Below are 17816 nucleotides of genomic sequence, written 5' to 3'. Positions count from 1 at the left end.
TTCATCCCTATTACCCTGAAAAAGGAAGAAGATTCCATCCGTCATCACCGTGTGGACGTGAGACCAGTGACCACTCCCGCTACTTCACGCAAGCGCAGTTCCTCGACCGCCGCGAAGAAGACGGCATCACCGGCGCGCGGCGGCAAGTCGACGACGAAGTCCCAGACCACGTCGGCCACCTCGAAGCCCTCACAGGCCAAGAGGTCGACGAAGGCCACCAGGCCGTCGAAGACCACACAGCGGCAACGGACGGCCAAGGCCGCCAAGGGCCCCCTGGAGACCTCGCGCAGCGACGGCCGGCGCCGCCTGACCGTCACGGTGCCGACGTTCAACGCCATGGGCCACGCCACGAAGGAGGGGTTCGACACCGTCGGGCACGCCACCAGGGAAACCCTCGACACCGTGGGCCACGCCACGAAGGAGACCTTCGGGACGGTCGGCCACGCCACCACCCGTGCGACGGGCGGCGCGGCGAGGGTGGCGATGAAGCCGATCGAGATGGCCCGCCGGGTACTGCCGGCCAAGGGCGGACTCCCGCTGTACGTGGGGCTCGGCGCGCTGGGTGCCGTGGAGGTCATCGAATGGCCGGTGGCCCTCGGCATCGGGGTCGGTTACGCGGTGCTGCGCAAGGGCGGCATCATGGCCGAGCCACCCAAGGAGCGCGGCGCAGGCCGCGGCGAGGGTCGCACGGCGGACCGATCGAGTTCGAAGCGTGCCCGTTCCGGGAGCCGTTCGCAAACGCGTAGATCCGCCAAGGCCGCGACGTAGCGTTTCGACCAGCGGCTTCCCGCCGCATCGATTCCGCCCGCAAAGCGGTCACGGAACGGGCACAACTCTGTTGGATCCGGGCACCCCACAGTCACCGTAGCGTTGGTATACACCAGGAAGCGGGCCTAACACCCGTCACTGAATTCCCCCTGGGGTCCGGCGCATTGCGTGGCCGCGATGCGCCGACCCTCCGTCACCTGGGGGTTCAACCGAGACGGACTGACCACTCCGTCACGAACCGACCGAAAGCGGTGACTCCTCTTGGCCCTCCCCCACAGCGCTCAGAGTGCCCCTCGAGTGCCCGGACAGGCAGTGTCCGCCGCCTCGCGGCACGCCACCGGAATGGCCACGCTCGCCCCCGACCTCCATGTGGTGGCCGGGGACGAGGACTTCTTCCGGCACTTCGGCGCCTCGTCCGCCGAGTTGTGCGGCCGCAGCCTGTTCGACCTGCTGCACCCCAGCACCCCCTCCGTCCTGCGGGAACACTTCTCGCGGCTGCACGACGGGCGGCGCACCCGCTTCACCGAGCGCGTCCTCGGCTACCACTCACGGGGCCAGGTGTTCTCGGGGAAGCTGACCGGCACGGCCATCCAGGGCCGGTCCGACCGACTCGCGGCCATCGTCGTGATGGTCAAACCGGATGACGAACGACCAGAGGAGGAACCGACCCCCACCAGCCAGAAGCTGCTGTCGCCGCTGGAGGCCCGGATACTCGAGGGCGTGGCCACCGGCGCGTCGACCGTGCAGATGGCCGCCAAGCTCTATCTCAGCAGACAGGGCGTCGAATACCACGTGGGATCCATGTTGCGGAAGATGAAGGCATCCAACCGGGCGGCCTTGGTCTCGCGCGCCTACGCGGCGGGCATGCTGACCGTCGGCACCTGGCCGGCCCGCGTTCGCCCGGAATTCATCAAGTGACGTCCATCAAGTGACGTCCGTCATGTGACACCGCGCCACACGGAACAGGCCCGGGGCAGTGCCGCCCCGGGCCTGTCGTGTTCGGCGGCCCGGCCGATACCGCGGCCCGGTCGATACGTCACGGCTCCCCCGGCCCGGCCGACACCCCCGGCCCGGCCGATACCTCACGGGCCCCGCGTGGCACGCCTCCGCCGCTCAGTAAGGTGAGACGGCCATGCGTTCACTCCCCACCGGATCGCGCACCGCGCGACCACGCCCCCGCCCCAGGCTGCCCCGCGGCCTCCTGCCCACCGTGGTGGCCGCGTGCGCCGCCGTGATGACCGCCGCGGGGTGCGCGGCCCAGGCCGGAGTGCGGGACGACGGCGCGGCGCCCTCGCTCTCGGCACCGGCCAGCGCGGTTCCGCTGTGGCCCCGGTACACCCCCACGGCCGTGGCCACGCCTCACGAGAAGTCCGACTTCACCCGCTATCTGCCGGTGGACAAGGTCAAGGTGCCCGCGGGCGGGCTGGCCGCCCTGTCCGCGAAGAACCTGCTGCTCCACGACCCCAATGTGCCGGCGGTGGTGCAGAAGGAGGTCTCCCTGTGCCCGGACAGTGACAACTGCCCGCTACGGGACACCGTCCACCGCGATCTGACCGGTGACGGCCGGGACGAACTGGTGGTGGCGGCCGATCTGCCGGGGTTCGAGCGGACGCTGCTCCAGGTCTACACCGCCTCGGGCCGCACGGTCCGCCCCGCGCTGATCTACTGGGGCCCGCCCGGCCTCACCGGCGAGACCTTCGGCCGCGATCTGCTGATCTCCGCGATCGGCGGGGACGGCCGGGTCACCACCCGCTTCCGCTGGAACGGCACCGTCATGGCGGCCGTGACACCCGAGGGCACCACGGCCACCAGGACCCCTGTCCCGGACGACGGCGGGGCCATCCGGCCCCCCATCCCGGAGGAGGGGGCTCCCGCCCGGACCGCCGCCCCCGGCGTGGCACCGGAGGCCGTGCCGCGCAGCACCGGCACAGCGGCGGACACGGGTACCCGTACGGAGACGAGGACGACGCGATGACCACCGCCTTCACCCCGCCCGGTCCGGGCTCCCCGACCGAGGCGCATCTGCTGCTCGTCGAGGACGACGAGGTGATCCGCAATACGGTGCGGATGGCCCTGGAGCGGTACGGCTTCACCGTGTCCACCGCGGGCGACGGCCTCACCGGGCTGGAGCTCTTCCGGGAGAGACAGCCCGATCTGCTGCTGCTGGATGTGATGCTGCCCGAGCTGGACGGCATCGGACTGTGCCGCAGGGTCCGCGAGTTCAGCCTGGCGCCGATCCTGATGATGTCCGCGCGCGGTGACTCCCTGGACGTGGTCTCCGGTCTCGAGGCGGGCGCCGACGACTACGTCGTCAAGCCGTGCGAGAGCGCGGTCCTGGTGGCTCGAATCCGCTCGCTGCTGCGCCGCGCCTCCTTCACCCCCGTGGCCCGCGCCCCACGCGACGAGGCGCGCGGCGGGGCCGCGGAGGCGGACGGCGCGGCCGACACCCTCGTCTTCGGCGATCTGACCATCGACACCCGCGGCATGGAGGTGCGCCGCGCGGGAGAGCCGCTGGCCCTCACCCCCACCGAACTTCGGATGCTGCTGGAGTTCGCCGGTTCGCCCGGTGTGGTGCTGGAGCGCCGTACGCTGCTCAGCCGGGTCTGGGACCACGCGTGGCAGGGGGACACCCGGGTGGTCGACCTCCATGTGCAGCGGCTGCGGGCCAAGATAGGCGCCGAACGGATCGAGACGGTCCGCGGCTTCGGCTACAAGCTGCGGCGCTGACGATGACGCTGAGATGGCGGATCGTCGCCCTGGTGGCGGCGGCGACATGTGCCGCCGCGTCAGCGGTGGGCGTCCTGGTGCACCACGCCTCGCGCGACCGTGAGCTGTCCCAGGCGCGCGACGGGGCGCGGACCACGCTCGACCGCGCCGCGGTCATCTACGCCCGCACCGGCGCCGTCCAGGGCTCCGGCGCGGTGCTGGACGCGCCCGGACTCCCCCGGGATCTCCGGCGCCTGGTGGAAAAGGGCCATCAGGGCACCGAGTTCACCACCGGCTCGGGCGGACCCGCGATGTGGGCGGCCCGGCCCGCCGACGACCAAGTCCTCTCCGTACACCTCGACATGAGCACCACGATGCGCGACATCGGCGCGCTGGACACCAACATCATCCTGGCCGGGCTGATGACCACGGCCGTGGTGCTGCCGCTGGGCGTGCTGACCGCCGAGCGGATGAGCCGGCGGCTGCGGCTGGCGGCGGCCACCGCGCGGCGGATCGCGGCCGGGGACCTGGACGCCCGGATCTCCCCCGCCACCCGCCCGCACGACGAGATCGCCGAGATCTCCGGGGCCGTGGACTCGATGGCCGCCGCGCTGCAGGAGCGGCTCCTCGACGAGCAGCGATTCACCGCCGATGTGGCGCATGAGCTGCGCACTCCGCTGATGGGCCTGGTCACCGCCGCCGAGTTGCTCCCGCCGGGCGAGGCGGCCGGGTATGTGCGCGACCGGGTGCGGGTGCTGAGCACGCTGGTCGAGGAGCTGCTGGAGATCTCCCGGCTGGACGCGGGGGCGGAGGAGGCCGATCTGTCCCCCTGCCCCCTGGGGCCGGTGCTCGAGGAGGCCATCGCGGGCACCGGGCTGTCGGCGCGGCTGTGGACCGGCCCGGCGGACAACGCCGGACAGCGGGACCGCGACGACACCGGACAGCGGGACCGCGAGGCCGCCGGGCAGCGGGGCCGCGAGGACACCGCGCAACAGGACCGCGAGGCCGCCGGGCAGTGGGACGTCCCGGACGGCCCGAAGGTGTGGACGGACCCCCGCCGGCTGACCCGTATCGTCGCCAACCTCGTGGTCAACGCCCATCGTCACGGCCGCGAACCGGTCGAGGTGACGGTGGCGGCGGACGGCCGGACCGTGACGGTCCGCGACCATGGCACCGGCTTCCCGGACGATCTGCTGGAGAGGGGCCCACAGCGGTTCCGCACCGGGGTCCGGGAACGCGGCCGGGGCCACGGTCTCGGGCTGACCATCGCGGTCGGCCAGGCTCAGGTCATCGGCGCCACGCTGGAGTTCGGCAACGCAACGGACGGCGGCGCGGTCGCCACGCTGCGCCTGCCCGAGCGACCGGAGCAGCCCGAATCGCCGGAGCCCGGACCGATACACGACTGATACATCGTCGAGCGGAAGCCGAGACCTGGCCGAGCCCTCGCCGAGACCGCCCGTAGCGGTTCCGAAGATCTTCGCTGAGGAGGATGGCGCCGACCCGCGCGAAACCTCGCGGCCGGGATCGACGGAGGAGCAATCGGCATGGCAGGTCCCCTGACGGCACTACGCGTACGGTTCACACCGGACTCGGAGCAGACGCCGCGGGACACCAGACCCCCGGGCCGGCGGCGCGGAGCGAGGGGGCGCGGCAAGCGGAAGCGCACCGGCATCCGGCGGTTCTTCACCTGGCGGAAGCTGCTCGCCTATGTGGCCGGCCTGTGCGCGCTGCTGATCGGGGCGTTCACGGTGCTCTACTACTCGATCGACATCCCCAAGGCGAACGCCCAGGCGAAGGCGCAGAGCAACGTCTACAAGTTCAGCGACGGCACGATCCTCGCCCGCACCGGCGAGATCAACCGCGAGATGGTCACCCTCGGCCGGGTGCCCACCGGCGTCCAGCACGCGTTCGTGGCGGCCGAGAACAAGTCCTTCTACAAGGACTCCGGCGTGGACCCGATGGGCATCCTGCGGGGGCTGGTGAACACCGTGACGGGCAAGGGCACTCAGGGCGGCTCGACCATCACCCAGCAGTACGTCAAGAACTACTACCTGAGCCAGGAGCAGACCGCCACCCGCAAGATCAAGGAGCTGGTGATCTCCCTCAAGGTCGACCAGCGCAACTCCAAGGAGGACATCCTCGCGGGGTATCTGAACACCAGCTACTTCGGCCGGGTCGCCTACGGCGTCCAGGCCGCCGCCCGCGCGTACTACGACAAGGACGTGGACGACCTCACGGTCGAGCAGGGCGCGTATCTGGCGGCGCTGGTGCAGGCCCCCAGCCAGTACGACTGGGCCGTCGCGAGCCCCAAGGCGAAGCGCCTGGTCACCCGGCGCTGGAACTATGTGCTGGACAACATGGTGGACATGCACTGGCTGGACCCCGCACAGCGGAAGCGGATGCGCTTCCCCGTGCCGGTGGCGCCCGAGCCCGCCCCCGGCCTCGGCGGGCAGGCCGGGTATCTCGTGGACGCGGCCCGCAACGAGCTGATCGCCTCGGGCGTCGGCGAGCAGGAACTCGCCGCGGGCGGCTGGACCATCACCCTCAACGTCGATCCGGCCAAGCAGCGGGCGCTCGAGGAGACGATGCACCAGGGCCTCGACGGCTCCGCCAAGGGCAAGCGGGCCCGTGCGGACGCGGCGGCCACCCAGGGCGGGGCGGTGTCGGTGGACCCGAGGAACGGGCGGATCGTCGCGCTCTACGGCGGCCGGGACTACACCCGGCACTATCTGTCCAACGCGACCCGCGGCGACTACCAGGTGGGCCCCGTCTTCGAACCGGTCTCCACCGCCGCGGCCCTGGACGGAAAGACGCGGGACCGGGCCACCGCCGGCGGGTTGCCGGAGGTCAAGCGGACCGCCAGGGCCCTGGGCATGGACACCGACGGCGGCGGCTTCGCCACCAAGGAGTCGGTCGGGCTGGGGCTGATGGGCTCGAGCCCGCTGCGGATGGCCGGTGTCTACGCCACGTTCGACCACAAGGGCAAGCGGGTCACCCCGAGCATCGTGAAGTCCGCGCGGCGCGGCGACGAGACGGCCGAAGTGCCGAAGGCGGTGGGCGACCAGGCGATCACCCCGGCGGCCGCCCAGCTGATCACCCGGAGTCTCATCGAGGACGGCGGAGCGACCGCGGTACGCGCCGTCAAACGGCCCTCGGCGGGCAAGGGCGGGGTATCCGACGACAAGAGGGCCGCCTGGTACGTCGGTTACACCCCGGACCTGGTCACCGCGGTCGCCCTGTTCGGCGAGGACGCCGAGAAGCGGAAGCAGATCCCCTTGAAGAACGCCCGTGTCCAGCGGGTCGCCGAGCTCTGGAACCACTACACCGGCCAGGCGCTGGGCGATACGCCCCCGGCCTGGTTCGACTTCAGCCCGGGGGCGGTTCCGATCCCGACCCAGACGGCGCCTATCGCACGGTGAGGGCGGCGCCGAGGCCGCCGGCGACGGCCGCGGCCCCGAGGAGGCAGGTCAGCAACAGCCGGCGGCGCAGCGTGCGGTAGACCTCCTGGTACTCCGCCCGCAGCTCCTCGCAGCGCCGCACCACCGTGCGCAGCGTCTGCTCGGTGACGGCCAGCTGGTCCTGGACGTAGACCCGCTCGACCTCCGCCCGCTGGGCGGAGGTCAGCCAGTCGAGCCGGCCGGTGAGGCGGCGGGCCCGTTCCCGGGCCGCGTCCCGCTCGCTCTGCAGCAGCAGATAGCCCTCGATCTGGTTGATTCCGGCGGCGACACCGGGGGGCTCGGCGGCTCTGGCCATACTCACGCCACACTCTCCTTCTGGCCGACATCGGGATGGTGCAGATCGAACGCGGGGGATTCGGAGCGGATCTTCGGCAGGCTGACGAAGTTATGGCGCGGCGGCGGACAGGAGGTCGTCCATTCCAGCGAACGTCCATAGCCCCAGGGATCGTCGGTGACGACCTTCTCGCCGTACTTGGCAGTCTTCCAGACGTTGTAGAGGAACGGCAGGAACGACAGGCCGAGGACGAAGGAGCTGATGGTCGAGATGGTGTTCAGGGTGGTGAAACCATCGGCCGCCAGGTAGTCGGGAATTCTGCGGAGCATTCCCTCGGCGCCGAGCCAGTGCTGCACCAGGAACGTGCCGTGGAAGCCGAGGAAGAGGGTCCAGAAGGTGATCTTTCCCAGCCGCTCGTCGAGCATCTTGCCGGTGAACTTGGGCCACCAGAAGTGGAATCCGGCGAACATCGCGAAGACCACGGTGCCGAAGATGACGTAGTGGAAGTGGGCGACCACGAAGTAGGTGTCCGAGACGTGGAAGTCCATCGGCGGCGAGGCCAGGATCACGCCGGTCAGACCGCCGAAGACGAAGGTGATGAGGAAGCCGACCGCCCAGAGCATCGGGGTCTCGAAGCTCAGCGACCCCTTCCACATCGTGCCGATCCAGTTGAAGAACTTGATACCGGTCGGCACCGCGATGAGGAACGTCATGAACGAGAAGAACGGCAGCAGCACACCGCCGGTGACATACATGTGGTGCGCCCAGACGGTGACCGAAAGACCCGCGATGGAAATCGTCGCCGCGATGAGCGAGACATAGCCGAACATCGGCTTCCGGGAGAACACCGGAATGACCTCGGAGATGATGCCGAAGAACGGCAGCGCGATGATATAGACCTCCGGATGGCCGAAGAACCAGAAGAGATGCTGCCAGAGCAGCGCCCCGCCATTGGCCGCGTCGAAGACATGCGCCCCGAATTGGCGGTCCGCCTCCAGGGCGAAGAGCGCCGCCGCGAGCACCGGAAAGGCCAGCAGCACCAGCACACCGGTCAGCAGCACATTCCAGGTGAAGATGGGCATGCGGAACATCGTCATGCCGGGGGCGCGCATACAGATGATCGTGGTGATGAAGTTGACCGAGCCGAGGATGGTGCCGAAGCCGGACAGGGCCAGACCCATGATCCACATGTCCGCGCCCACGCCGGGTGAGCGGACCGCGTCCGACAGCGGGGAGTAGGCGAACCAGCCGAAGTCGGCCGCGCCCTGCGGGGTCAGGAACCCGCCCACCGCGATCAGCGAGCCGAAGAGATACAGCCAGTACGCCAGCATGTTCAGCCGCGGGAACGCCACATCGGGCGCACCGATCTGCAGCGGCATGATCCAGTTGGCGAACCCCGCGAACAGCGGGGTGGCGAACATCAGCAGCATGATCGTGCCATGCATGGTGAACGCCTGGTTGAACTGCTCGTTCGACATGATCTGGATACCCGGACGGGCCAGTTCGGCGCGCATCAGCAGCGCCATCACCCCGCCGATGCAGAAGAAGGCGAACGAGGTGATCAGGTAGAGCGTGCCGATCGTCTTGTGATCGGTGGTGGTCAGCCATTTCACGGCCGTGGCCCCGGGCCCGGGGCGGCGCGACGGCGGGGCGGCCGGCGCCGCCGCGACAACGGTGTTGTTCCTCATGATCCGAAGGTGTCCGGCACCCCGTGGATCGTCACTCCGACGGCCGGTCAAAATTTCCCGGGCCGGGGTGTGATGATCTGCGGCATGCCGGACACCTTCGGATCATGAGCACCGACGACGCCTTCGACGACGCCTACCGTGAGCATTACTGGGCGGTCAGCCGTTTTGTGGCACGGCGGCTGGACGGCCAGTCATGGGAGGTCGAGGAAGTGGTCGCCGAGGTGTTCTCGGTGGCCTGGCGGCGCCGGGCCGAACTGCCCGAGTCACCCCTGCCGTGGCTGTACGGGGTGGCCCGGCACTGTCTGGCCAACGCCGTGCGCGGCAAGGGCCGTTACCGCAGACTGCTGGCCAAGCTGGGCCATTACGAGGTGACGCGCGAAGGGCGCACCGTGGCGAGCCCGGACGCGGAGCGGCCGGGCTCCTGGGTGCTGGAGGCGCTGTCCCGGCTCGCCGAGGCCGACCAGGAGGTGCTGCGGCTGACGACATGGGAGGAGCTGACCGTCGAAGAGCTCGGCATCGTGCTGGGATGCGGCCGGTCCGCCGCGGCGATGCGGCTGCACCGGGCGCGACGGCGGCTGCGGGAGCAGATAGAGACCCTGCGCCGGGACGACCGGGTCTCAGTGGGGTGCACAAGCGGCGAGGGCGACAGGGCCCATAGCTCTGACAGGGCCGAGAAGGCCCACAAGGATGGACACGCATGACCGACGAACTGGATCTGCTCCGCGAGGCCAACCCCGTGTCCGCCGACACCGGCCCCTGGCGGGACCGGCCGCTGAACGCGCGTGCCGAGCTGCTGCTGCGGCAGCTGCCGTCCCGGGACCGGGGGCGCCGCACCGTCCGACGCGTGGTCTGGAGCCTGGAGGCCGCCGCGGCCGCGACGGTCCTCGCCCTCGCGCTGACCGTCTCGGGCACCCCTTCCTCCGCGGTGGCCGCGTCCAGACCACTGCCGCTGGTGGCGCATGCCTCCCGGGCGGACGTATCGCTCGCCGAGATCGTCCGGCGGGCGCGGACGGCGGCCGAGGAGTCCCCGGGGAAGAGCGAGCGGGGCAGCCATTTCCAGAGCTGGGCGCCGAGCATGAAGTCGGGCGAGGACCCGGTGACGCTGCCCCGGGAGTCGCTGACCCGGTGGAACGCGGACGGCAGCGGTTTCGCGCTGGAGGTGGCCACCGATCCGCGTCATCCGGGCCGCCCGGTGATCGAGGACGGTCCCCCGCCGCGCACCGTCCACGAGGGCAAGGTGCTGAGCGAGGAGCGCTACCCACCCGGGATCAACAGCGCGAACCAGGACTACTTCGAGGACCCGCCGGCCGGTGCCTCGGCGCTGCGCGCGTATCTCGCCGTCTGGTCCCCGGGCGCGGACCGCGACCCGGCGGAGCTGCTCTCCGCCGTCCAGTCCTTCCTCACGGTGTGGACCCCGGGACCGCGCCAGCGGGCGGATATCGTCACCCTGCTCTCCGGGATCGAGGGGATTCGCCCGGCGGGCACGGTCGCCGACCGGTTCGGCCGGGAGGGGCAGGGGTTCCGGTTCACCAGCGCCCCGGCGAGCCGCTATCTGATCGTCCTCGACCCGGACGACGGCCGGGTGCTGGACATCGAGGAGACGATCACCAAGGCCGACCCCGAGTACCGGGTGAAGGCGGGCGATGTGATGTCCTACACGGCCTACATCTCCTGATCACCGGCCATGCCGGGAGAGGCGGGCGGGGAGGCGAGTGGCGCGGGCGAGGCGGGGGTGCGTGGACGAGGCACGGGAGCGCGGACGAGGCGGAGGGGCATAGACGAGGCACGGGTGCGTAGGCGAGGCACGGAGCGCGGGTGGCGCGGGCGTCCGTCAGGCGTCCTCACGCTGGCAGTGGGGGCACCACAGGCTGGTCCGCCCCGCGATCCGGCCGCGGCGCAGCGGATTGCCGCAGCGGGGGCAGTGCGGATCCGGATCGTCGCGCCGCCCGGTGAGCCAGTCCGGGTCGTCCGGCACCCGCTCCGCCCGCACCGAGGCACGCAGCACCTCGCGCAGCGCGGTGTGGAGCCGATCGCGCTCGTCGTCGGTCAGCGAGTTCACCGTCCGCCGCGGATGGATCCGGGCGTGCCACAGGATCTCGTCGCCGAGCAGATTGCCGAGCCCGGCGATCACGGCCTGGTCGGTCAGCGTGGCCTTGACGCGGCCGCGCCGCCCCGCCAGCAGCCGGTCCAGATCGGCGCGGCTCAGCGAGAGCGCGTCCGGGCCCTGATCGCCGATGATCCGGTCAATGTCGTCGTCGGTGGCGGCGAGCCAGATGCCCTGGAGTTTGCGCTGGTCCTCGTAGCCGAGGCGGTGGCCGTCGTCGAGGTCGAAGGCGACGCGCTGGAACCGGCCGGCCGGTTCGGAGTCCGCACCGCAGACCAGCCGCCCGGTCATGCCGAAGTGCAGCACCACCGTGGGCCCGTCGGTGGGGGCGATCAGCCACTTGCCGTGGCGGCGCGGTGCCGCGAAGCGGCGGCCCTCGAGGTCGCGCTTCAGCCGCCGCGCGGTCACTCCGTGCAGCACCCCCGGATCGGCCACCTCCGCTCGCGCCACGCGGTGGCCCTGGGCGCAGGAGGCCAGCGTCCGCCGGAACCCCTCGACGTCCGGAAGCTCGGGCATAGCGTCAGGCTACGTCCGGGACTTCCGTCGCGCGTTGTGGAGAGCGCCCCCGTTCGGGGGTCTTCATCGGATAAAGTACGCAATTATGCGATTCATGCGCGCCGCCCCGGGGGTGAGCGGTCGCAGCCAGACGCTGTTCGCGATCACACGGTGTCTGCCGTTCCTGGTCCTGGCGGCGGTGCTCGGCATCGAGCTCTCCCCCGCGCACACGCTCTACACCGGCCCCCTGCTCTCCCCGGCGCCGGCGCTGGCGGCGGTGACCATGGGGCCGGTCGGCACCGCCGGGGTGGCGGTGCTGGCGGGCGTGATCAGCGTGATCACCGCCATCCACAACGACGCCTGGGGCACCCCGCAGCCGTACGCGAATCTCCTGGCCCTGCTGGTGGTGGCGGTGGCGAGCGTGGCGACCTGCGCGGTGCGGGTGCGCCGGGACCGCGAGCTGGCCCATGTCCGCCGGATCGCCGAGGTGTCCCAGAACGTGGTGCTGCGGCCGCTGCCCGCCCGGATGGGCGCGGTGAACACCGCCAGCGTCTATCTGGCGGCCGAGCGCGGTGCGCAGATCGGCGGGGACCTCTACGAGGCGATGTGCACCCGCTACGGAGTGCGGCTGATCGTCGGCGATGTGCGGGGAAAGGGGCTGGCCGCGGTGCGGTCCGCCGCGGCCGTCGTGGGCGCCTTCCGGGAGGCGGTGCACTACGAGCGGGACCTCGCCGAGGTGATGCGCCGCTGCGCGGCCGCGCTGGCCCGCGAGTACGAACTGCTGGACCGCTCCCAACTGCGGGATCCGCAGGAGCTCGAGGAGCAGTTCGTCACCGTGCTCCTCGCCCAGGTGACGGACGATTCACTGGTCCAGTTGATCAACCGCGGCCATCCGCCGCCCCTGGTGATGCGCGCGGGCGAGGTGCGCTCCCTGGACCCGGAGCGCCCGCTGCCGCCGCTCGGCCTCGAGGAGTTCCTCGGCCCTCCCGCGATCGGCGTCGAGACCTTTCCGTTCCTGCCCGGTGACCGGCTGTTGCTGCACACCGACGGGGTGGTGGAGGCCCGCAACCACTGCAACGAGTTCTTCCCGCTGTGCCGGACCATGGAGACGCTGGACGGCGCCACCCCGTCCGAGTACCTGGACCGGCTGCGCCACGCCCTGGTCCGGCACGCCGAGGGACGGCTGGCGGACGACGCGGCCATGGTCCTCATCGAGCGGGACGTCGGCGGCGCGGAGCGGCCGTTCCGCTGAGCCGGTCGCGCCGCCCGAGCCGGTCGCGCCGGGGCGCCGTACATCCGCCGTGCCGTCGGCCGGTGTTGGCCACTTCGGCATGGGTTGACGCCCTCGCGGAGCGCGACGACACTGTCAGGGACGGTCACGATTGTCAGCGCCCACCGTGCGGAACCCCGCTCAGGTGGGTCATCGGCCCCGGCTCGCTGACAGGCAACCCTTCCACCGCGACGGGGTGCCCCCGGGTGACGACCAGGTTCCGTCGGCGTGGACGGGACAAGCGCGGTCTCGCTGCCTCGCGAGCCCCCGAGGATGGGATCGGTGGAGATGCCCAGGACCGACAGCCACCGGGACGGCGCCCGTCGGCGCCCCCGGCCGTTGTCCCCGCTCCGCCGCCTCCTGACCAGACGGCTGCACATCGATCTGCTGCGCATCTGCAGCGCCGCCAGTCCAGCCGTCTGAGTCGGCCCGAGTCGACACGGTCACCGAGCGCGGCCCCGCGCGCCGGGGTGTCGGGTGTGTCCCGGCGCCGCCCCGGCGGGCGCCCGCGCGGGCTTCCCCTCCGTCGCGCCATCGGCGCCGCCCTCAACCGGCGGGGCCGGGGCTTCCGTCACTGCCTTGGAGAGCCATGTCCGAGACGTATCCGGTCAGTTCAGGTCCCGCCGCTCTTCTCGACCCCGACCCCTGCTCGCCCCGCCCCCGGATCGCCCCGCCCGTGCCACCGCACCGCTTCCGCAGCCGCATCGGCGTCGATCTCGCCGGTGGCTTCTATCCGGTGCCGCATCGCTATCGGCTCTACCTCTCCGCGAGCTGTCCGCTCTCACTGCGCGTCTCCATCACCCTCGATCTGCTCGGGCTGCGGGACACCGTGGCCACCACCCTCGTCGGGCTCCCGGACGACACCCCGGAGGCGTACGGCGCACTGCGCGGGGCCTACGAGGCCACCTGGCACCACTACGACGGACCGGTGGACGCGCCCGCGCTTTGCGACGGCTGGACCGGACGTGTCGTCAGCAATCACACGCCCGACATCCTGCGCGACCTGGCCGGCCACCTGAGCGACCACGGCGGGCCCGGACGGCTCCGGCTGCGCCCGGCGGCCCTCGCCCCGGACATCGACGCCCTCCGGGACCTTCTCGACACGGACGTCACCCGCGCCGCGCGCGAGGCCGGGACGGCATCCGAGGCGGAGTGCCGGGACGCGGCGCTGGAGCGGCTGCTGACCGCTCTCGGCCGGCTCGACCGCGGGCTGGCGGCGGCGCCGTACGCGCTGGGCGAGGAGCTGACCGCCGCCGATGTGGACCTGTGGGTGGCCCTCGTCCAGCTGGACGGCGAGCACCGGCTCCTGCTGGACGCCGACGCGGCCGACCGGGTCTCCCGTCATGGGCGGCTGCGCGCCTACGTGCGGCGGCTGCACGCCCATCCGGCCTTCCACACCACGCTTCCGGAGGCCCTCCGGGACGAGGTCTCCTGAGCGGGAGGTGCCCCAGGAGGGCGTCGTGGTGGGCGAGCCGCCAGGCGGCGGATCGAGGCCAGCCGTCCAGGCCCTGGTGGTGCCGCACCGCCTCTTCCGGCGCCCCGTCCCGAGGTCGATCGGCGGGTTCGGCCGATTGCCCCGGCGCACACAGGTGAGGATCCGCCGCGTCGGCATGTTCTCGCCCGCCACCGGCACCCGGGCCACCGCCCGGCCCGCCGTGCCCTCGGCCGGCCGCGGGATGGGCGAGACGCCCGGCCCGTTCCCGACCAGCGACCAGTCAGACCGCCGACCGGTGGGTGGCGGCGTGCACGATCCGCGGTGAGAACCCGTGCGCCGCGCACACCATCCGCACCCGCACCAGCAGGTCGGGGTGGCTGGGCCGCAGCCGCCCGGCGGCGGGGGCGATCAGGCCGCTGATCGCGGTGGTGAAGCCCGCGATGCGCAGCGGCCCTGTCATGCCCGCCCGGTAGGACTCCAGCTCCGCCCGCGCCTCCTCCCACCGGGCCGGCGGCGAACGGCCCCGGCGCTCAGGACAGCGCGGCCCGCTCGCCGCCGAACTCGCCCATCGCCCCGGCCACGATGGCCTCCAGACGGGCGTGGTGGGCACCGCGCCAGTAGACCCGCTCACAGACCGTGCAGCGCGCGAAGACGTCGTACGTGCGCCGGGTGCCGTGCTGAAGCCGCTCCCGGACCGTCTCCTTGTCGGCGTCCTCCAGCGGCCCGTTGCAGGCGGTGCAGCGGGTCCAGGGCGCCAGGCCCGGAGTGAACCGGCCGAGGACGTCGCGCAGTTGCTCATCGGGGCGGTCGCTGTAGACATACGCCCCGGCCCACAGCTCGCGGCGGCGCAGCAGCCCCCGGTCGCGGGAGAGCAGCACCCGCCGCTGGGCGGCGGAGCGCGCGGCCAGCTCGGGGTCGCCGATGTCCTCGCTCTCGTACGCGGCGTCCACGCCCAGCAGCCGCAGCCGCCGCGCGAGCGTGCCCAGGTGCACATCGAGCAGGAAGCGCAGCGGCGCGCCCGGCACCCGCTGCGGGCGGACGACCGGCCGGACCTCCACGGTCTCCCCCGCCCCCGGCACATGCGAGACGGCGGCCTCCTCGCCGTTCACCAGCAGCCCGCCCACCTCGGTGAGCGGCACCCCGAGCGACTCGACCACATGGCCGAGCGTGGAGACGCCGTCGGTGGCGACGGCCGTCCAGGGGCGGCGACGCTCGGGAACGGCGAAAAATCGCAGTTCAGGGGCGAGGCTGAGGTGGATCTCGGGTCCGTTCACACCGCCAGCATGCCAGGCGGCCCCGGCCCGGGGCGACGGCGTTTCGGGGGTCAGGCCGTACGGGACCAGAGCACCTGTGTGTCCGTGTATTCGAGCAGGACCGCCGTCCCGTTCTCGACACCGAGTCCCGAGGTCTTGTGGCCACCGAACGGCAGGTCGGGGGCGAGGCGTGGTCCCTCGTTGGTCCAGACGACGCCCGTCTCGATGCGTGCGGCGATCCGCTCCGCCGCCGCCGGGTCGCCGCTCCAGACCGATCCGCCGAGGCCGTATTCGGAGGCGTTGGCCCGCTCGACGACCTCGTCGATGTCGTGGAAGCGCAGCAGCGGTACGACGGGACCGAACGGTTCGAGCCTGACGATGTCGGAGTCGTCGGCCGGGTTGTCCACCACGGCCGGGTGGACGAAGTAGCCGGGGCCGTCCGGGATATCGCCCTTGACCAGGAACTTCGCGCCGGAGGCCACGGTGTCCTCGATGAGCGCCACGACCTTCTCGTACTGGGCGCGGTTCCGCAGCGGGTCCCATCTGTACGCCCTCCGCGCGGCCGTCGCCGACCTTCACCCCGGCGGTCACCTCGGCGAAGCGGCGGGCGAACGCGTCGTAGACGTCGTCGTGGACGTACACCCGCTTGGCGGCGACGCAGACCTGGCCGGTGTTCATGAAGCAGGCCCAGAAGAGCTTCTCGGCGACCGTTCGGCCGGGAACTCCATCTCCCGGCGCTCCTCCAGGGGCGCCGCGCTCCAGGTCGTGAAGGCGCGGCGGGCGGCCTCGATCGCGCTCTCGAGCTGAGCCGGCCGGGTTCGGCGGCCCGGTCGCCCTGAAGGTCGTCTCCCCCGGCATCGCGCACAAGAGCGACATCGGCGGGGTACGCCTCGGGGTGAGCGGGGCCGACGCGGTGCGGACGGCGTACGAGGCGGTGCGGGCCGGTGCCGACCGGGTGCCCGGGGCGGCGGTCGAGGGCGTGCTCGTCTCCCCGATGCGGACGGGCGGTACGGAGCTTCTGGTGGGCGTCGTCCACGACGGCCAGTGGGGGCCGGTGCTCGCGGTCGGCCTCGGCGGGGTCTTCACGGAGGTGCTCGACGACGCCGCGCTCGCGTTGCTCCCGGTCACCCCGGCGCACGCGCGCGAGTTGCTCCTCGGCCTGCGCGGCGCACCCCTGCTCCAGGGGGCACGCGGCAACGCGCCCGCCGACCTCGACGCGGTCGCGGACGCCGTGGCGCGGATCGGGGACCTCGCCCTCGCGGTGGCGGAGGACCTGGAGTCCCTCGAGGTCAATCCGCTGTGGGTGGAGGACGCCACCGTCGAGGCGCTGGACGCCCTCGTCACCTGGCGCGACTCCTGACCACATGGCCGTCGCGGGCGAGCGGGTGCGGGCGGGGCGTCACTCCGGCGGTCCGGCCGCCTTGGCCCGGTCGCGGCGGCGCTTGCGGCGCCAAGCCACCATCCGCAGACAGTCCTCGTGCAGCACCCGCCCGACGAGCGCGCCGCCGAACACCACGTAACCGACGCCGACCAGCCAGGACTGGACGACCAGGACGGTGCCGACCGGGCCGTAGGAGACCGTGCTGGAGGCGATCAGCGGGGAGAACACCAGTTGGGAGAAGACCCGCAGCCCCAGCAGCCCGATGCTGGTGGCCAGCGCGCCGGGCAGCAGGGCGCCCCAGCTGATCCGCCCGCCGAGCAGCAGATACTGCGACCACCAGAAGAACAGCAGCGTGCCCAGCACCGCCACCAGTACCCGGGAGACGCCGGGGGCCAGATGGGCGGAGAGCAGCAGATAGCAGATCAGCACCACGAGCCACACCAGATGGCGCCAGACGGTGTGCCAGCGGCCAGCCGGCAGCTCCCACACCTTCTCGTAGCCCACTTGGAGCACCGTGCCGAAGCGCAGTCCGAAGATGGCGAGGGTGGCCAGACCGAAGGCGGTGGTGGACTCCAGCGCCTGCTTGGGCGGGGCGAACAGCCGTTGCACCTCGTCCCGTGAGGTCGAGGTGAGCCCGAGGCCCTCGCCCAGCCACTGGGCGAACCCGAGCCGGTTCACCGGGTCGGCCGCAGCGACCACGATCAGCAGGGGCACCAGGGTGAGAAAGCCCAGGGCGGCGAAGCCCATCGCACGGTGCAGCAGCTCGAATTCGCTGCCCCGGCGCCATCCGCGTCCGATCGCGGACCGGTCGAACGCGTCCTCCAGCCGCCGCCACCAGGGCCAGGACCGGGGCCCTCGGGAGCCGGACGCGGACCGATTCTCGGACATACCCACTCCCCTACTCGCGCCACCGGCTCGACCTGGGCAGTGCCGTCCAGGCTACTCGGGGTGGTGACGTTCCGCCGGGCGCTCCGCGGGGAGTCC

19 protein-coding genes, 2 pseudogenes and 1 riboswitch are annotated in these 17816 nt (G+C 72.0%); of the genes and pseudogenes, 12 read left to right on the top strand and 9 right to left on the bottom strand.

Annotated features, from left to right (window positions below; translation table 11 throughout):
- Positions 1-44 precede the first annotated feature (44 nt).
- Positions 45-338 (bottom strand): hypothetical protein, encoded by a 294-nt coding sequence (locus NP777_RS10115; RefSeq protein ID WP_256649755.1) that lies wholly within the window; start codon positions 336-338, stop codon positions 45-47.
- On the opposite strand from NP777_RS10115, the gene NP777_RS10110 reads away from it, so the two are divergent.
- From NP777_RS10110 to NP777_RS10085, 6 genes are all read left to right on the top strand, one after another.
- Entirely contained in the window at positions 337-768 is a 432-nt protein-coding gene (locus tag NP777_RS10110) for a hypothetical protein (RefSeq protein WP_256649754.1), read from the top strand. The two genes, NP777_RS10115 and NP777_RS10110, sit on opposite strands and share 2 nt — an antisense overlap.
- Positions 769-1065: 297 nt before the next feature.
- Positions 1066-1686: a LuxR C-terminal-related transcriptional regulator gene (locus tag NP777_RS10105; RefSeq protein WP_256649753.1), complete on the top strand. Its 621-nt coding sequence runs from the start codon at positions 1066-1068 to the stop codon at positions 1684-1686.
- A gap of 214 nt (positions 1687-1900) precedes the next feature.
- Positions 1901-2743, top strand: coding sequence for a hypothetical protein (locus tag NP777_RS10100; protein WP_256649752.1), 843 nt, complete (start codon positions 1901-1903; stop codon positions 2741-2743).
- Entirely contained in the window at positions 2740-3495 is a 756-nt protein-coding gene (gene cseB, locus NP777_RS10095) for a two-component system response regulator CseB (protein ID WP_256649751.1), read from the top strand. The genes NP777_RS10100 and cseB overlap by 4 nt, the downstream gene beginning before the upstream one ends.
- A 2-nt stretch (positions 3496-3497) precedes the next feature.
- Positions 3498-4880, top strand: a complete 1383-nt coding sequence (locus NP777_RS10090) for a sensor histidine kinase (protein WP_256649750.1) — start codon at positions 3498-3500, stop codon at positions 4878-4880.
- 138 nt (positions 4881-5018) lie between these two features.
- Positions 5019-6893: a transglycosylase domain-containing protein gene (locus tag NP777_RS10085; protein ID WP_256649749.1), complete on the top strand. Its 1875-nt coding sequence runs from the start codon at positions 5019-5021 to the stop codon at positions 6891-6893.
- Here the strand turns inward: NP777_RS10085 and NP777_RS10080 are convergent.
- Both NP777_RS10080 and ctaD read right to left on the bottom strand, forming a co-directional pair.
- Positions 6880-7227 (bottom strand): hypothetical protein, encoded by a 348-nt coding sequence (locus NP777_RS10080; protein ID WP_256649866.1) that lies wholly within the window; start codon positions 7225-7227, stop codon positions 6880-6882. The two genes, NP777_RS10085 and NP777_RS10080, sit on opposite strands and share 14 nt — an antisense overlap.
- A 2-nt stretch (positions 7228-7229) precedes the next feature.
- Entirely contained in the window at positions 7230-8894 is a 1665-nt protein-coding gene (gene ctaD, locus NP777_RS10075) for an aa3-type cytochrome oxidase subunit I (protein ID WP_256649748.1), read from the bottom strand.
- 104 nt (positions 8895-8998) lie between these two features.
- On the opposite strand from ctaD, the gene NP777_RS10070 reads away from it, so the two are divergent.
- Positions 8999-9595, top strand: a complete 597-nt coding sequence (locus NP777_RS10070; protein WP_256649747.1) for an RNA polymerase sigma factor — start codon at positions 8999-9001, stop codon at positions 9593-9595.
- Positions 9592-10569: a CU044_5270 family protein gene (locus NP777_RS10065; RefSeq protein ID WP_256649746.1), complete on the top strand. Its 978-nt coding sequence runs from the start codon at positions 9592-9594 to the stop codon at positions 10567-10569. The genes NP777_RS10070 and NP777_RS10065 overlap by 4 nt, the downstream gene beginning before the upstream one ends.
- 156 nt (positions 10570-10725) lie before the next feature.
- Here NP777_RS10065 and NP777_RS10060 read toward each other — a convergent pair whose 3' ends face one another.
- A complete protein-coding gene (locus NP777_RS10060; protein ID WP_256649745.1) occupies positions 10726-11514 on the bottom strand; it encodes an Fpg/Nei family DNA glycosylase in 789 nt (262 codons plus the stop codon).
- Positions 11515-11599: 85 nt separating this feature from the next.
- On the opposite strand from NP777_RS10060, the gene NP777_RS10055 reads away from it, so the two are divergent.
- From NP777_RS10055 to NP777_RS10045, 3 genes are all read left to right on the top strand, one after another.
- Complete coding sequence (locus tag NP777_RS10055) at positions 11600-12745, top strand: PP2C family protein-serine/threonine phosphatase (protein WP_256649744.1); 1146 nt, start codon at positions 11600-11602, stop codon at positions 12743-12745.
- A 122-nt stretch (positions 12746-12867) separates the two neighbouring features.
- A riboswitch (SAM riboswitch) is annotated at positions 12868-13013 on the top strand.
- A 38-nt stretch (positions 13014-13051) separates the two neighbouring features.
- Entirely contained in the window at positions 13052-13186 is a 135-nt protein-coding gene (locus NP777_RS10050) for a cell envelope biogenesis protein OmpA (protein ID WP_256649865.1), read from the top strand.
- Positions 13187-13352: 166 nt separating this feature from the next.
- Entirely contained in the window at positions 13353-14198 is an 846-nt protein-coding gene (locus NP777_RS10045) for a glutathione S-transferase C-terminal domain-containing protein (protein WP_256649743.1), read from the top strand.
- A 280-nt stretch (positions 14199-14478) separates the two neighbouring features.
- Here the strand turns inward: NP777_RS10045 and NP777_RS10040 are convergent, their stop codons facing one another.
- The 4 genes and pseudogenes from NP777_RS10040 to NP777_RS48465 all read right to left on the bottom strand — a co-directional run.
- A complete protein-coding gene (locus NP777_RS10040) occupies positions 14479-14658 on the bottom strand; it encodes a hypothetical protein (RefSeq protein WP_256649742.1) in 180 nt (59 codons plus the stop codon).
- Positions 14659-14728: 70 nt separating this feature from the next.
- The gene (locus NP777_RS10035) at positions 14729-15472 is read right to left on the bottom strand and encodes a Mut7-C ubiquitin/RNAse domain-containing protein (protein WP_256649741.1); all 744 of its coding nucleotides are present in this window, start codon (positions 15470-15472) and stop codon (positions 14729-14731) included.
- Positions 15473-15522: 50 nt separating this feature from the next.
- Positions 15523-15954, bottom strand: a complete 432-nt coding sequence (locus NP777_RS10030) for an aldehyde dehydrogenase family protein (protein ID WP_256649740.1) — start codon at positions 15952-15954, stop codon at positions 15523-15525.
- 109 nt (positions 15955-16063) lie between these two features.
- Positions 16064-16129, bottom strand: a pseudogene (locus NP777_RS48465) (aldehyde dehydrogenase family protein); the annotation flags it as partial.
- Positions 16130-16280: 151 nt separating this feature from the next.
- Here NP777_RS48465 and NP777_RS10020 point away from each other — a divergent pair.
- Positions 16281-16811, top strand: a pseudogene (locus tag NP777_RS10020) (acetate--CoA ligase family protein); the annotation flags it as partial.
- A gap of 39 nt (positions 16812-16850) precedes the next feature.
- Here NP777_RS10020 and NP777_RS10015 read toward each other — a convergent pair.
- Positions 16851-17720 carry a ribonuclease BN gene (locus NP777_RS10015; protein ID WP_256649738.1) on the bottom strand — a complete coding sequence of 290 codons (870 nt, stop codon included), beginning with the start codon at positions 17718-17720 and terminating at the stop codon, positions 16851-16853.
- Positions 17721-17816 lie beyond the last annotated feature (96 nt).

It is taken from the genome of Streptomyces rugosispiralis (assembly GCF_024505145.1).
Classification (GTDB): Bacteria; Actinomycetota; Actinomycetes; order Streptomycetales; family Streptomycetaceae; genus Streptomyces; species Streptomyces rugosispiralis.
The sequence above is the reverse complement of the archived record's forward strand: the minus strand, read 5'-3'. Positions and strand labels throughout refer to the sequence as shown.